This is a genomic window from Kutzneria kofuensis (assembly GCF_014203355.1).
Lineage (GTDB): Bacteria > Actinomycetota > Actinomycetes > Mycobacteriales > Pseudonocardiaceae > Kutzneria > Kutzneria kofuensis.
Map to the genome: position 1 here is coordinate 4,356,681 of NZ_JACHIR010000001.1, position 14,373 is coordinate 4,371,053.

Sequence of the window (14,373 nt, forward strand, 5' to 3'; positions counted from 1 at the left end):
ACCACGTTAGTTGCTTCTGAGCACGCCGAGCAGCCGGGTCACCTCGGCGGCGACCGCCTCCCGGCCCGGCGCCAGGTACTTGCGCGTGTCCACGACCTGCGGATTCTCCGTCAGATAGGTCCGAACGGCCGTGGTGAAGGCGTTGTTCAGGTGCGTCGCGATATTGATCTTCGTCATGCCGGCCTCGACGGCCCGGGTGAGATCGGCGTCGGCGACGCCGGACGAGCCGTGCAGGACCAGCGGCACGCCGACCTTGTCCCGCAGCAACCCGATCAGGTCGAAGTCCAGGGCGGCGTCCCGGGTCAACATCGCGTGCGAGCTGCCGACGGCGACCGCCAGCGAGTCCACCCCGGTCGCCTCGACGAACTCGCGGGCCTGGTCCGGATCGGTCCGGGCGCCCGGCGCGTGCACGCCGTCCTTGCCACCGACCTCGCCCAGCTCCGCCTCCACGTGCACGCCCGCCGCGTGACAGCGCCGAACCACCTCAGCAGTGGCCCGGACGTTCTCCTCGTACTCCAGTTTGGACGCGTCGAACATGACACTGGTGAAGCCCAGCTGCACCGCCTCGGCCACGAGATCGGCGTTCTCCGCATGATCCAGGTGCACGGCGACCTTCGTCGACGACTGCCGGGCCACGGCCAGCGTCGCGAGCCCGATCGGAGCCAGCGAACCGTGATAGCGCACGGCGTTCTCGCTGATCTGCAACACCACCGGCGCGCCCGCCGCCTCCGCCCCGGCGACCAGCGCCTCGGCGTGTTCCAGCTGGATCACGTTGAACGCCCCGACCCCACGGCCCGCGGCGGCAGCGGCGTCGACGATCTCGCCGGTCGGCGTCAGCGTCACGAACGGTCCTCCCGACGACCCCTGCGGTACACGTCTCGCACCCGCAGTTCCTTGTCCAGCACGACAAAGTCCGCGAGCAGGCCGACCGAGACGGCACCGACCTCGTCCGCCAGGCCCAGCAGCTGGGCGGGCCGGCCGGCGGTCGCGGCGACCGCCTCGGCCATCGACAACCCGCACTGCCGCACGAAGTTCCGGAACGCCAGGTCCATCGTCAGCGTGCTGCCGGCGAGCGAACCGCCGGCCAGTGTCGGCACGCCGTCCTGCACCGTGACCTCCAGCCCGCCGAGGTCGTAGACGCCGTCGCCCATGCCGGCCGCCGCCATCGCATCCGTGATCAGCAGCGTGCGCGCCGGGCCGGCGTGGTGCGCGGCCAGCCGAACGGCCGTCGGGTGCAGGTGCACCAGGTCGCAGATCAGCTCGACGCTGACCCGTTCGTCGTCCAACAGCGCGCCGATGGGGCCGGGTTCGCGGTGGTGCAGCGGGCGCATGCCGTTGAACAGATGGGTGGCAACGGAAGCGCCCGCGTCGACCGCGGGCACCACCTGCGCCTCGGCCGCGTCCGTGTGTCCAATCGCGACAATGACCCCGTTGTCCACCAACAGTTTCGTCGCCTCGACCGCGCCTTCCAGCTCCGGCGCGATGGTCACCATCTTGATGGTGCCGCCGCCGGCCGCCAGCAGCGCGCGCACGGAGTCGAGGTCCGGCGGCCGCAGCACCCTGGGGTCGTGCGCGCCGCACCGGGCCGCCGACAGGAACGGGCCCTCCAGATGGATGCCGGCGATGTCGCCGTCGCGGACCAGCTCCGCGAGCTCGCTGATCTGCCGGGCCAGCTCCTTGATCGGTCGGGACACCAGGCTCGCCATCGTGGTGGTGGTGCCGTGCCGGCGGTGGGCGGCGATCGCCAGCCCCGGGTCGTGGCCGGTGAACGCCCGACCGCCGCCGCCGTGGCAGTGCACGTCGACGAAACCCGGCACCAGCCAGCAGCCGTCCAGGTCCACCGTTGCGTCCGGCCGCTCGCCGGCGCCGACGGCATCGATCCGGCCGTCCGTCACCGACACCCAGCCGGGATCCAGCTCGCCGTCGGGCGTGAGGATCCGACCGCCGGCCAGCACCAGGTCAGCCACTATGCCTCCACGGCATCTATCGCCATCAACGCTGCTCCCAGACAGCCTGCCTCATCGCCGAGGGCGGCGAGCAGCAGTTCGGGCTGCCGTTGGAACACGATCAGTTCCGCCAGCCGCTTCCGCAACGGTTCGATGAGCAGATCACCCGCCAGAGCCAACCCGCCGCCGAGCACCACGGCCTCCGGCCCGAGCAGCGTCGCCGCGATCAAGATGCCCTTGGCCAGGGCGTCGACGGCGTCGTGCCAGACCGCGACCGCGTCCGGGTCGCCGGCCCGCACCAGGTCCGCCACCACGGACGCCCGATTCACCTGCTTGCCGGCACGGGCCGAGTAGCGTCGGGCGATCGCCGCCGACGAGGCGACGGTCTCCACGCAGCCGCGCTGCCCGCAGCCGCACGGCTCGCCGTGGCCGACGTCGACATGCCCCAGCTCGCCGCCGTGCACGTGGAGCCGGCCGCCGATCATCAGCGCGGCGGCGATGCCGGTGCCGATGGGCATGATCACCACGTCGGTCAGGCCCCTGGCGTTGCCGAGCCGGTGCTCGGCCAGGCCGCCGGCCCGCACGTCGTGGCCGAAGCTCACCGGCAGGCCGGTCCGCTCGGCCAGCAGCAGCCGGAACGGGAAGTCCCGCCAGCCGAGGTTGGCGGAGAAGACGCCGATGCCCTCTTCCTCGTCGACCACGCCCGGCACCACCACGCCGACCGCGTCCACCGGGTGGTCCACCACCCCGCGCAACTCGTCCACCAGATCGACGATCGCGCCGACCACCGCGTGCGCGGTGGCCGTGCCGTCCTCACCGCGCGGGGTGGCGCGACGCCTGCTGGTCACCACGGTCGCCGCGGTCGGCGTCCCGGACACCAGGGCGGCCTTCATGTCAGTGCCGCCGACGTCGACGGCCACCACGTACCTAGTGCGAGCCACGAGCGGAGGTAAGCATCATTGGTCTACACCTCGCAAGACAACGGAGCGGGTCAGATGCCGCGGCCGGTCGGGGTCCAGCCCCCGGCCCAGGGCGATCGCCACGGCCAGTCGCTGAACGGTCACGAGTTCGGCCATCGGGTCCCGGTCGCCGGCGCGGAACACGCCGCCGGTCGCGGCGACCTGCTCCGGCAGCTCTTCCGGCGCCGTGCCGAACATCCAGGCCACCCGGTTCGGGCCGGTGATGCTGATCGGGCCGTGCCGGTACTCCATCGCCGGGTACGACTCGGTCCACGCGCCGGCCGCCTCGCGCATCTTCAGCCCGGCCTCCAGCGCGAGGCCGTTGGTCCAGCCGCGGCCGAGGAACGTGAACTGCTCGGCGTGCACGAGCTCGTCGGCCAGCGGCTCGACGACCGCCAGCTCGCAGTCGGCGATCGCGCGGTCCAGGTCCTCGCCCAGGCTGGCCCGCAGCAGCGCCAGCACCGAGGTGGCGAACCGGGTCTGCACCACCGACCGCTCGTCGGCGAAGTCCAGCACCACCAGCTGGTTCGCCTTGCTGACGACGGGCGTCTCCGGATCGCCGATCAGCGCCAGCGTGGGAGTGCGGCCGCGCAGCCGGTCGAGCAGGTCCAGCACCTCGGTGGTGGTGCCGGAGCGGGTGATCGCGACGACCCGGTCGTAGCCGCGGGCGAACGGGAACTCGGAGGCGGCGAAGGCGTCGGTCTCGCCCTGGCCGGCGGCCTCCCGCAGCTGGGCGTAGGACTGGGCGACGAACCACGACGTGCCGCAGCCGACCACCGCGACGCGCTCGCCCGGCGCTGGCAGACTGTCGGGCGCCAGCGTGACGGCCCGCCGCCAGCAGTCCGGTTGCGAGATGATCTCCGTCTCGACGAAGTGTTCGCGCACAGTGCTCCCTCGACTGCTCATTACTGTTCGCAACACAGGATACTGGTGCACAAACGCGCAATGAAGGGGTTCGCGGATGAATCGGTACGAGCGGCTCACCGCCCTGCTGGAGCTGCTCGCCGAGCGGGGCCGGGTGGAGGTCGACGACATCGCCGAGGAGCTCGCGGTGTCCGCCGCGACCATCCGCCGCGACCTCGACCACCTCGCCGAGCAGCAGCTGCTGACCCGCACCCGCGGCGGCGCGGTCGCCCACGCCGTGTCCTACGACCTGCCGCTGCGCTACAAGACGGCCCGGCACGCCGACGCCAAGCTGCGCATCGCCCGGGCCGCCGCCTCGCTCGTGGACAAGGGGGCCGTGGTCGGCCTGAACGGCGGCACCACCGCGACCGAGGTGGCCCGGGCCCTGGTCGCGCGGGCGGAGCTGGACCTGACCATCGTCACCAACGCCCTGAACATCGCCAACGAGCTGGCCGTGCGGCAGCAGATCAAGCTGGTGGTCACCGGCGGCGTCGTGCGGCCCCAGTCGTACGAGCTGATCGGCCCGCTGGCCCGCCTGATCCCCGAGGAGCTGACCCTCGACGTCATCTTCCTCGGCGTCGACCACGTGGACCCCAAGCTCGGCGCGTCCGCGCGCAACGAGGGTGAGGCCGCCATCAACCGGCTGCTCGCCGAGCGGTCCGGCCGCGTCGTGGTGGTCGCCGACTCGTCCAAGCTGGGCGGCTCGGCGTTCGTGCGGATCTGCCCCATCGAGGAGATCCACGGCCTGATCACCGACGCGGACGCCGACGAGGCGGTCGTGGCGGAGTTCCGCGACCGCGGCATCGACGTCCAGCTGGTCTAGTTGGCCATCGCCTTCTGCAGCGCGTCCAGGGCCCGGCTGGCGGTGGACTTCACGGTGCCCTTGGAGATGCCGGTGGCCTCGGCGATCTCCGCCTCGGACAGGTCGCCGTAGTAGCGCAGCACCAGCACCTCACGCTGCCGCGGCGGCAGCTTCGCCAGGGCGTTGACCACGGCCTGGTGCTCGGCGGTCAGCATCGCCAGGCTCTCGGCGGAGCGGGCGTTGGCGGTGTGCGGCGGGGTGTAGTCGCGGGCCGTCTTGCGGCGGCGCAGCACCGACCGGCTGCCGTTCACCACCGCCGTGCGCAGGTAGCCGACGGCCGCCTGGGCGTCGCGCAGCCCGCCCCAGTTGCGGTGCAGGCCGGTGAAGGCCTCCTGCACCACGTCCTCGGCCGTCGCCGGCTCGTCCACCAGCAGGATCGCCAGCCGGACCAACCGCATCCGGTGCTGCCGGTACAGATCCTCCAGGGTCAGCGGGGCAGCCGTGGAAGGTTCCGGCCCGTCAACCGCCCGCAGGTGGGAGAGGGTCCGCTCGACGCTGTTCGGCTGCACGTCCACGGCGGCGAGAATACCCAACCGGTGCATTAGGTTGGTTGTCGAACGCCCACATCGGAGGTATGCCGTGCCCAAGTTCGCGGTCGAGTACAGCTACATCGAGGACGTGCCTCGCCGGCACGCCGTCCGACCGGAGCATCGGGACTACCTCAGCGCCCTCGCCGACAAGGGCAAGGTGCTCGCCGCCGGCGCGTGGACCGCGGACGACGGCGCGTTGCTGCTCTTCGAGACCGAGGACGAGTCGGAGCTGCAGGGCATCCTCGACAACGATCCGTACAAGGCGGCCGAGGTCATCGCGTCGACCAAGATCACCCCGTGGACCCCGGTGCTCGGGGCCTGGGTGAGCTAAGGCCTACCCGGCGTTCAGCGCTGTCGAAGCCGGCGGCGCCGCCGGGACCCACCGGGCGGGACGCGTCCGCGCCGCGGGCTTTGACGTCGTCCAGCGCCGCCTGGTCGGAGTCCTTCGCGCCCATCGCGGCGATCGGCAGCGACAGCTGGTTGACGATGCCGCGGAACAGCTTCAGCCCGGCGACCCAGCCCGGCACGTGGATCGCCCTGGCCCGCCGGTTCACGCCGGCCGCCACGGCCTTGCCCACCTCCGACACCGGGTAGGTGCGGCCGATCGGCCCCGGCAGCCGGCTGCGCATCCTGCCGAACACGGGGTGCTGGTCGGCACTGTTGACCATGTCCGTGGCGATCCAGGAGAAGTAGGCCGTGCCGACGTCGACGCCGAGGTGGCGGACCTCGGCTCGCAGGCTGTCCGCGAACGCCTCGCAGCCCGCCTTGCTCGCCGAGTACGCCGCCATGCCGGGGGCGTGGGAGATGGCCGCCAGCGAGGACACCACCAGGCAGTAGCCGCGGCTGCGGATCAGGTGCGGCAGGCAGACCCGTACGGTCCGCCACACCCCGAGCAGGTTGATCTCGATGGTCCGCTCGAACGCCGCCGGGTCGATGGACCGGACGAAACCGGTGGCCGCGACGCCGGCGTTGGCGATCACCACGTCGATCGCGCCGTAGCGCTCCACGACGCCGGCGACCGCGGTCTCCAGCGCCTCCCAGTCCGTGACGTCGGCCTCCCAGGCGCCGGCCTCCGGCCCGCACTCCGCGGCCGTCGCCTCCAGCTGTTCCCGTTCCAGCCCGACCAGGGCGACCTTGGCCCCCAGCGACGCCAGCCGCCGGGCCGACTCGGCCCCGATGCCCCGGGCCGCGCCGGTGATCAGCACAACCTTGCCGGCCATGGTGTTCGTGCCCATCTGCGCCTCCTCGGGGACGGCTTCCGAGCAGCACCGTAACGCAACCTACCGTCAGTAAGCTACTGGCGAGTTCAATTAGCGGTCGTCGTCAGCCGGCGCAGCTCGTCCTCGCCCAGCGGCCCTCGGAACGTCCGGCCGGCACTTGCCGGTGAGGAATCCCGTGGCCAAGCCGTAGTACGGCAGAGCGGGCATGCCTTCGCGGGCCGGTGGCGTGTCCCGGTCGTCGAAGCGGGCGCGAAGGAGGTCGATGTGATCGGAGCGGAGCCGGCACGGCGAGGCGTCGACCGCCGTTGTGACCGTTGTCGCACCCGGCTCCGACGGGCCGGGAAACGGGCCCACCCCGGTCGTGATGATCATGCGGCCGCGATTGCCCCGGGCGGCCGTCCGGGGCCCGTTCATCGATTCCGACGCACCGCCCGAGTTGCCGGCCACCCGGGCCGAGTAGGTGTCCGCGGTGACCAGAAAGTCGCCCCCGGCCTCGACATATGTGTCGGGCACGGTGAACGATGTTTCCGGGTCCGCCGGCCACTCGAAGACGGCGCCGCCCAGGTTCGCCGTCGAAGAGTCAAGGTCCGATGTTCCGATCTTCGCCGCGATTCGAACATAGTCCTGAAGCACCCCGCGCTGCCGGGTGTGATCGTCCAGGAGGGCCGTCCGGCCCGAACTACCGGTCACCCCTTTGCGGATCGGCGCTGCGACCGTACGATCACGGAAAGTCAACTGTGAATGACGCGATCGATATCTGAACGAGCTGGGTTGGCGCGATATCGCTGGCTACGGTGAGAGAGGAAGAGCCTGCCAGGGGTGACGGGCTGCCGGACGAAACGACAGGGAAGCGAACTGTCTCCGCTACTGGGAGGGCGGGGTACGGGGGAGACGAGGGGCGCAAGTTGGAGGGGACCGGACGCGCTGCCAGGTACCGGGACGTATTCGCCAACGGCGAGTTCCGGGCCTTGTGGCTGGCCGAGCTCGTTTCCAGTGCGGGCGACCAGGTGGCGCGGGTCGCGCTGTCGGTGCTGGTCTACGTGCGGACGGGGTCTGCGGCGCTGACCGCGTTCACGTTTGCGCTGACCTTCCTGCCCGCCCTGATCGGACCGGTGCTGGCCGGCCTGGCCGACCGATATCCGCGACGCGAGGTCATGATTGCCTGCGACCTGTCGCGCGGCGCGGTGATGACCGTTATGGCCCTGCCGTTCGTTCCGTTGTGGGTCATGTTTCCCCTCATTTTCGTCGCTCAACTGCTCAGTTCGCCGTCGAATGCGGCGCGTGGGGCCCTGTTGGCCGATGTTCTTGCGGGCGACATGCTCACCGTCGGGCAGGGACTCCGGCAAATCGTGGGACAGATCGCCCAAGTGGGCGGTTTCGCCGTCGGCGGCTTTCTGACCGCGATCCTCACCCCGTACGGCTCACTCGCGGTGAATGCGGCGAGCTTCTTCGTGTCCGCATCGATCATTTTCACCGGAGTTCGTCACCGTCCGGCCCCAATTGGTGACGGTGGGTCGATATCGCTTCTGGAGTCGACGCGTCGCGGCGCCCGACTCGTGTTCGCGGACCGGCAGTTGCGCACGCTTATCTGGATCATCTGGATGATTGGCCTGCCGGTGACCGCGGACGGTATCGCCGTCCCCTACGCGTCGACGATCAGCGCGGAACCGACGGCGGGAAGTTGGTTGCTGGCCGCGACCCCGGTCGGCGCCATCATCGGGGCATTCGTGCTCACCAAGCTCCAGCCGGCACTGCGACTGCGGCTGATGGCGCCGCTGGCCGGCCTGTCCGGACTGCCGCTGCTGATCTGCGTGCTGCAGCCGAACCTGATCATCTCGTGCGTGCTGTTCGGCCTGTCCGGGGTCGCGGCGGCGTACATGGTGGTCGCGCCCGCGACGTTCATCCAGCGCTCGCCACAGGCCAGCCGTGGCCAGGCGATCGGGCTGATGACCTCGGGTTACATCGCTTCACAGGGGATCTGTCTCGCGCTCGGCGGCGTGATCGCCGACCGGCTGGGGCCCGCCGGGGCCCTGGGGGTGGCCGGTGCGGTCGCGCTGGTGCTGGGGGCGGCGCTGACCGTGGCCTGGCGTCGGGTCGACCTCGTGGAGGTGAGCCATGGACCTGCTGGAACCGCAGCTTAGGCGGGCCGGTTCGAGCCGACCCGCCTACGGGGCCGACTACTCCCAGCTGCTGCGTCTCTTGGATACGGTCATGGGCCAGGCCCCCTCCCAGATCTCAGGTCAATCTTCCGTGCACAGTCTGCACTTGCAATGCGGCCCTCACCAGGGTCAGGACAAGGGTAGATGCCTATTCGTGCTCATGCGTCACAGAGGGGACGACAATGGCGGGCAAACCAGCTAGGCAGATCATCGGTGAGCGCGGTTCGCTGCTGACCGTTCCGGTGCGGGCCATTTGGTTCCAGCTGTTGATCGTCTTTGCCGCGGTCGGCATCGTTTCGATGTCGGCGACGGCCATGACGACGAACGCGACGCAGTGGGTGACGCTGGGGGTGCTCGTCGCCTGCGCCGTGGCCCACAACGAGTTGGCCCGTGGTATCGAGCGCGGCCGCCGCGAGGTGTCCGGCCCCGGCCACGTCGACCTGTGTTCCGTGTGGTTGTTCGCCGGCGCGCTGCTGTTGCCGCTGCCGCTGGTCGGCCTGCTGCTGGTGCTGGTGTACGGGCACTACCAGTGGCGTAGCACGTTCATCGCCCTGCACCGCCGGATCTTCTCCGTGTCGGTCCTGGTGCTGTCCGCGCTGGCCGCGCACCAGGTGCTCGGTCTCATCGGCGGCCCCGGCCACCTGTTCGGCCCGTCGGTGAGCACCACCGTGGCAGTGATCCTGCTGGCGCTGGCCGTCTACACCGGTGTCGACGTCGCCCTGATCGCCACCCGCGTGCACCTCTACGGCGCGCCGGGCGTGACCGTGCGCAAGGTGTTCGGCGACCCGAGCAAGCACATGCTGGAGATCTCCACCCTGTTCTACGGCTCGCTGCTGGCCTTCGCCGTCGGCTACAGCCCGGTGCTGGCCGTGCTCGCCTTCCCGCCGGTGCTGATGTTGCACCGGTCGGTGCTGCTCAAGCAGGTCGAGGAGAAGGCGAGCAAGGACGCCAAGACGGGCCTGTTCAACAGCGAGGGCTGGCACACCAGGGCCAACCGTGAGCGGTCCCGGGCACTGCGCTCCAAGGAGGCGTTCGGCCTGCTGATGGTCGACCTCGACCACTTCAAGCGGGTCAACGACACCTACGGGCACGTCGCCGGCGACGCGGTGCTCAAGGCGGTGGCGGACGCGATCTCCAACGAGGTCCGCGACTACGACTCGGTCGGCCGGTTCGGCGGCGAGGAGTTCGTGGTGCTGCTGCCGGGCATGAGCGAGGACGACGGTGTCGGCGTGGCGGAGCGGATCCGACATGCGGTGACGCAGCTGGTGGTGGAGGCGCCCGTCGAGGGTCGGACGACGGTCATCCGGAACCTGTCGGCGTCCATCGGCGTCTCGACCTTCCCGAACGCCGGTGACGACATCGAACCCTTGCTCCTAGCGGCCGATGCCGCCCTCTACCAGGCCAAGAACAGCGGGCGAAATCGCGTGGTCAGCTGGACGGCCCTGGCCAAACCCGTGCTGGCGGTCGCGGCCTGAATCTGGGCATGTCGTTCGGCCGGCGCTGACTGTATCGTTCCAGCGGGCGGGTGCGCTCGGCGGTTCGCCGCCGGCGGCCCCCTCGTAGGATGGTGCGCGAAAACGTCGAAATCCCGAGGAGTGACGACCGATGCCTATCGCGACCCCCGAGGTCTACGCCGAGATGCTGGACCGGGCGAAGGCGAACGAGTTCGCCTACCCGGCGATCAACGTGACCTCCTCGGAGACGCTGAACGCGGCGCTGCGCGGCTTCGCCGAGGCCGAGAGCGACGGCATCGTCCAGGTCTCCACCGGTGGCGCGGAGTTCCTGTCCGGCACCAAGGTCAAGGACATGGTCACCGGCGCGGCGGCGCTGGCCGAGTACGCGCATGTGGTCGCGGCCAAGTACCCGGTCAACATCGCGCTGCACACCGACCACTGCCCCAAGGACAAGCTGGACGGCTTCGTCCGCCCGCTGCTGGCGATCAGCCAGGAGCGCGTGGCCCGCGGCGAGAACCCGCTGTTCCAGTCGCACATGTGGGACGGCTCCGCGGTGCCGCTGGACGAGAACCTGACGATCGCCGCCGAGCTGCTCGACCAGGCGGCCAAGGCCAACATCATTCTCGAGGTGGAGATCGGTGTCGTCGGCGGCGAGGAGGACGGCGTCGCCAACGAGATCAACGACAAGCTCTACACCTCCAACGAGGACTTCCTGAAGACGCTGGACGCGCTGGGCGCCGGTGAGAAGGGCCGCTACCTGCTGGCCGCCACCTTCGGCAACGTGCACGGCGTCTACAAGCCGGGCAACGTCAAGCTGCGCCCCGCGGTGCTCAAGGCCGGTCAGGACGTGGTGGCCGAGAAGCTGGGCAAGGCCGGCACCAAGCCGTTCGACCTGGTCTTCCACGGCGGCTCCGGCTCGCTGCCGGAGGAGATCCAGGAGGCGGTCAGCTACGGCGTGGTGAAGATGAACATCGACACCGACACGCAGTACGCCTTCACCCGGCCGATCGTCGACCACTTCTTCAAGAACTACGACGGTGTGCTGAAGATCGACGGCGAGGTCGGCAACAAGAAGGTCTACGACCCGCGCAGCTACCTCAAGGCCGCCGAGGTGGGCATGGCCGCCCGCATCGCGCAGGCTGCCGAGCACCTCAAGTCCAGCGGTCGCATGATCGCCGGCTGAGTCCGGTTCAGTCACCGTCGAGCGCGTCCAGCAGCCGCTGGGCGCGCTCGACGCCGTTGTGGGGCCGGCGGAGCCGGTGGACCACGGCGGTGCCGATCACCACCAGGACGATGAATCCGTACGAGACGGCCATGCCGGTCAGCGGCTCGTCCTGGAACGCGGTGCCGCCGACGAATCCGACCAGCGCGGCCTGGGTGCCCCAGAGCAGGACGCCGGCTACTTCCGGGGGGAGGAACCAGGACGGCGAGAAGCCCAGCGCGCCGGCGGTGGCCAGCGTCGCGGCGCGGCCGCCGGGGACGTAGCGGCCGAAGACTATGAGCAACCGGCCGCGGCGTTCGAGTTGTCGCTGGGCCCACTCGCGGGCGCGGGCGCCCCGTTCCCGGCGCATGAGGCGGGTGAGGACGGCGGCGCCGGTGCTGCGGCCCAGGAAGTAGGCGGCGGTGTCGCCGGCGAAGGCGCCGGCGGCGGCGACCAGGATCAGCTGCCCGAGACCGAAGGCACTCGGGGCGATGAGCACGCCGACGAGCACGACGGTGGTCTCGCTGGGCATGAAGGGCAGCAGGGCGTCCAGGGCGGCGATGACGAACACGGCGGCCCAGAGCCAAGGCGAGGAGGCGAGCAGCCGCACGATCTCAAGCACCGATCGACCGCCTCGCCGCGGCGGCCAGCTCGCGCCGGTCCTCACCGTGCACCAAGGGATGCGCGGTGAGTCGCACCCGGAGATCGCGGGCCCGGGCGACTCGGGACAGCGAGGCCACGAGCGTGTCGTCCCCGACGTACGCCGCGATCGGCGTGCTGTAACTGATGGTCACCGGACGGACCGGCGCGTCAGCGTCCAGCGCGGCCTGGAACGCGGCCCGCCGGAACACCCCCATTTCCCTGCCACACCAGGTAGTTCCCTCCGGGAAGACGAGAACCGAACACCCCGAACGTAAGGCGTGCGCGAGTCGGGCGACAGTAACGGACAGTGAACGCAAGTTGTCGCGTTCGATGAAGATCGTCCCGCTTCGCCGGGCCATGGCCCCGATCAGCGGCCAGTCGGCGACCTCGCGCTTGGCCAGCAGCCGCAGCGGCTCGATCGCGAGCAGCGCGGGAATGTCCAGCCAGGACACGTGATTGGCCACGATGAGCGTGCCGCGACCGGCGCTGAGCCGCTCCACGTTGGACGTCAGCCGCACGTCCAGGGCGTCGAGGAGCCCGGTGGCGTCGCGGCGCAGCACCGGTCCGACCGTTCGCAGCGCCCTCGTGACGGCCTTGACGCGGGACACCGGCGCGACCGTGGAGGTCGCGCAGTGCGGCGTGCACGGGGATGTCGGCAGCCAGGCGGTCATTTCTGCGCCGCCAGGAAGAACTCCAGGTAACGCGGATGCACCCGGTCCATGGACAGCAGCACGAACAGATCCGCGGTGCCGAAGTCGGCGTCGTGCGCAGGCGGCCCGCACACCCAGGCGCCGAGCCGCAGGTAGCCCTGAATCAGCGGCGGGATCGGCGGACGGGACGAAGGCGGCCCTGGTGGCGTCCACGGCTGGTATGGCCGCACTCGCAGCTCCGGCGGCGACAGGTGTCGTTCCTGCGCCAGCGACCAGGTGGCGGTCGCGGCGTCCGGACCGTCGGCCAGCGACACCGACGCGCAGCCGGCCAGCCAGCGATGGCCCGACAGGAGCACATACCGGGCCAGCGCGCCCCACAGCAGTGTGATGACCGCGCCGCTCCGGTGGGCTGGATGCACACAGGAGCGGCCGGCCTCCACCAGGTCGGCGCGCACCCCTGCCAGCGCGCCGAGGTCGAACTCACCCTCGGAGTAGACCCGGTCCGCCCGTCCCGGCGGCAGCAGCCGGTACGTGCCGACGACCTCGTCCCCCGCCCGGACCACGATGTGGTCGCAGAGCTCGTCGTACGGATCGATGTCCACACCGCCCGGACGCTCCAGGCCGAAGACGTCGTTGCGCAGCCGTTGGGCCGCGCGGACAGTGTCCCGGTCATCGGCGACCGCCACCGAGTAGCGCGCCTGCGTTGCCGTTTTCCCCATGCTGCCAGCGTGTCCGTGACTCGCCGCCGCGGACAGGCGGCGTCCACCCGAGTCCGACGGGGGTTAACCCCCCAATGCCGACCAGCGCCAGCAGCAGCACGGCGACGGCGGCCGGCCAAGACCGGAAGTCCGACGGCGGCGCGACCAGCAGCGCGTTTTGGCCCCACAGAGCCAGATATCCCAGTGCCGGCGCCAGCACGGCGGCTGTGAGCGGGGCTCGTAGCAGGTACGCGAGGTCCACCGCCACGCCGATGGCCAGCGCCCAGAACGGCACCGCGTACGGCGGAAAGCCAATGCCGGCAATGAATCCGAGCGCCAGCGCGCGATAGCCGACGTAGCAGGCGGCAATGGCCGTTGCCGTCAACCTGCCACGTAGGAACCGCTTCGCCAGCATCAGCGTGATCGTCGCGGACAGGATGCACCACACCGGATACAGCCATTCCGGCAGCCCCAAGGAGAAGTGCTCGACGGCGGCCCGGTCGACCGGATGGTGGATCTGGGACGCCGCGAACTGCAACAGTTCCGGCTCCGCGTACGGCTGGCCGCGGTCCCACGCCGCCAGCGACAACACGCCGTACTCCTGCTGCTCGTTGGGGAACCACAGGTTCTCCATCAGGGACAGCCACAGCGCCGCCATGCCGACCCGACGGAACCGGTGCGAGCGCGGGAACTGCTTGTGCCAGCCCATGATCAGGCCGACCAGGGTGACCGTGGTGCCGGTGTAGAGCAGCACGTGGGTGACGCTCCACGCGGTCAGGTCCAGGCCGTTCACCGTGTGGTTGACGATGTCCATCGGGATCGTCACGACGAACGACCCCATCCCGACCTGCAGGAACCGCAGCGACCGCCGGTCGACGCCGTAGCCGGTGTAGGTGTGGGCCAGCACCAGGGCCACCGCGATGCCCGTGCCGACGAAGTTCACCATGTGCGGCGGAGCCGTCGTGTCCCGGATCCACTTGAAGTGCCAGGCCACGTCCCAGCTGGCGCCCAGCGTCTTGAACGCCAGGGCGACCAGCCAGGACGTGTACAGCGCGACCGTCACCGGCGGCGGCGTGGCCCTCCCCGGCTCGCCACGCGTCCACAATGGACCGATTCGCTGCAGTGTCCCCCTCATGGGGACAATCGTGG

The 14,373-nt window shown here is 70.5% G+C and carries 16 protein-coding genes; 5 read left to right on the top strand and 11 right to left on the bottom strand.

All coding sequences use genetic code 11. The annotated features are described in order from the left end of the window. Window positions 1–6: 6 nt before the first annotated feature. From BJ998_RS20160 to BJ998_RS20175, 4 genes are read right to left on the bottom strand one after another with little or no spacing between them, the layout of a single operon-like run. Complete coding sequence (locus BJ998_RS20160; RefSeq protein WP_184863846.1) at window positions 7–843, bottom strand: class II fructose-bisphosphate aldolase; 837 nt, start codon at window positions 841–843, stop codon at window positions 7–9. Next, on the bottom strand, window positions 840–1,967 hold the full coding sequence (nagA, locus tag BJ998_RS20165) for an N-acetylglucosamine-6-phosphate deacetylase (protein WP_312890232.1): 1,128 nt from the start codon (window positions 1,965–1,967) through the stop codon (window positions 840–842). The genes BJ998_RS20160 and nagA overlap by 4 nt, the downstream gene beginning before the upstream one ends. Beyond that, the gene (locus BJ998_RS20170) at window positions 1,967–2,887 is read right to left on the bottom strand and encodes an ROK family protein (protein WP_312890233.1); all 921 of its coding nucleotides are present in this window, start codon (window positions 2,885–2,887) and stop codon (window positions 1,967–1,969) included. Before BJ998_RS20170 ends, nagA begins: the two co-directional genes overlap by 1 nt. Window positions 2,888–2,902: 15 nt before the next feature. Beyond that, complete coding sequence (locus tag BJ998_RS20175) at window positions 2,903–3,790, bottom strand: SIS domain-containing protein (RefSeq protein WP_312890234.1); 888 nt, start codon at window positions 3,788–3,790, stop codon at window positions 2,903–2,905. A gap of 76 nt (window positions 3,791–3,866) precedes the next feature. On the opposite strand from BJ998_RS20175, the gene BJ998_RS20180 reads away from it, so the two are divergent. Further along, window positions 3,867–4,631 (top strand): DeoR/GlpR family DNA-binding transcription regulator, encoded by a 765-nt coding sequence (locus BJ998_RS20180; RefSeq protein WP_184863850.1) that lies wholly within the window; start codon window positions 3,867–3,869, stop codon window positions 4,629–4,631. Here BJ998_RS20180 and BJ998_RS20185 read toward each other — a convergent pair. Beyond that, window positions 4,628–5,212 (bottom strand): SigE family RNA polymerase sigma factor, encoded by a 585-nt coding sequence (locus BJ998_RS20185; RefSeq protein ID WP_184863852.1) that lies wholly within the window; start codon window positions 5,210–5,212, stop codon window positions 4,628–4,630. The two genes, BJ998_RS20180 and BJ998_RS20185, sit on opposite strands and share 4 nt — an antisense overlap. Before the next feature lie 37 nt (window positions 5,213–5,249). On the opposite strand from BJ998_RS20185, the gene BJ998_RS20190 reads away from it, so the two are divergent. Then, complete coding sequence (locus tag BJ998_RS20190) at window positions 5,250–5,531, top strand: YciI family protein (RefSeq protein WP_184863854.1); 282 nt, start codon at window positions 5,250–5,252, stop codon at window positions 5,529–5,531. Here the strand turns inward: BJ998_RS20190 and BJ998_RS20195 are convergent. Together BJ998_RS20195 and BJ998_RS20200 are read right to left on the bottom strand one after the other, a co-directional pair. Further along, entirely contained in the window at window positions 5,491–6,435 is a 945-nt protein-coding gene (locus BJ998_RS20195; protein WP_184863856.1) for an SDR family oxidoreductase, read from the bottom strand. The two genes, BJ998_RS20190 and BJ998_RS20195, sit on opposite strands and share 41 nt — an antisense overlap. 75 nt (window positions 6,436–6,510) lie before the next feature. Further along, complete coding sequence (locus tag BJ998_RS20200; protein WP_345027738.1) at window positions 6,511–7,110, bottom strand: aldo/keto reductase; 600 nt, start codon at window positions 7,108–7,110, stop codon at window positions 6,511–6,513. Window positions 7,111–7,325: 215 nt separating this feature from the next. On the opposite strand from BJ998_RS20200, the gene BJ998_RS20205 reads away from it, so the two are divergent. The 3 genes from BJ998_RS20205 to fbaA all read left to right on the top strand — a co-directional run bounded on the left by BJ998_RS20205 (window position 7,326) and on the right by fbaA (window position 11,216). Beyond that, window positions 7,326–8,561, top strand: a complete 1,236-nt coding sequence (locus BJ998_RS20205) for an MFS transporter (RefSeq protein ID WP_184863860.1) — start codon at window positions 7,326–7,328, stop codon at window positions 8,559–8,561. A gap of 200 nt (window positions 8,562–8,761) precedes the next feature. Continuing rightward, window positions 8,762–10,054, top strand: coding sequence for a GGDEF domain-containing protein (locus BJ998_RS20210; protein ID WP_184863862.1), 1,293 nt, complete (start codon window positions 8,762–8,764; stop codon window positions 10,052–10,054). Between the two features lie 130 nt (window positions 10,055–10,184). After that, entirely contained in the window at window positions 10,185–11,216 is a 1,032-nt protein-coding gene (gene fbaA, locus BJ998_RS20215; protein WP_184863864.1) for a class II fructose-bisphosphate aldolase, read from the top strand. A gap of 7 nt (window positions 11,217–11,223) precedes the next feature. Here the strand turns inward: fbaA and BJ998_RS20220 are convergent, their stop codons facing one another. The 4 genes from BJ998_RS20220 to BJ998_RS20235 are packed head-to-tail and all read right to left on the bottom strand — an operon-like array spanning window position 11,224 to window position 14,359. Then, on the bottom strand, window positions 11,224–11,856 hold the full coding sequence (locus BJ998_RS20220; protein ID WP_184863866.1) for a DedA family protein: 633 nt from the start codon (window positions 11,854–11,856) through the stop codon (window positions 11,224–11,226). Further along, window positions 11,849–12,547: a lysophospholipid acyltransferase family protein gene (locus tag BJ998_RS20225; protein WP_184863868.1), complete on the bottom strand. Its 699-nt coding sequence runs from the start codon at window positions 12,545–12,547 to the stop codon at window positions 11,849–11,851. Before BJ998_RS20225 ends, BJ998_RS20220 begins: the two co-directional genes overlap by 8 nt. After that, complete coding sequence (locus BJ998_RS20230; protein ID WP_184863870.1) at window positions 12,544–13,245, bottom strand: GNAT family N-acetyltransferase; 702 nt, start codon at window positions 13,243–13,245, stop codon at window positions 12,544–12,546. Before BJ998_RS20230 ends, BJ998_RS20225 begins: the two co-directional genes overlap by 4 nt. Continuing rightward, window positions 13,196–14,359, bottom strand: coding sequence for a hypothetical protein (locus tag BJ998_RS20235; RefSeq protein ID WP_184863872.1), 1,164 nt, complete (start codon window positions 14,357–14,359; stop codon window positions 13,196–13,198). Before BJ998_RS20235 ends, BJ998_RS20230 begins: the two co-directional genes overlap by 50 nt. Window positions 14,360–14,373 lie beyond the last annotated feature (14 nt).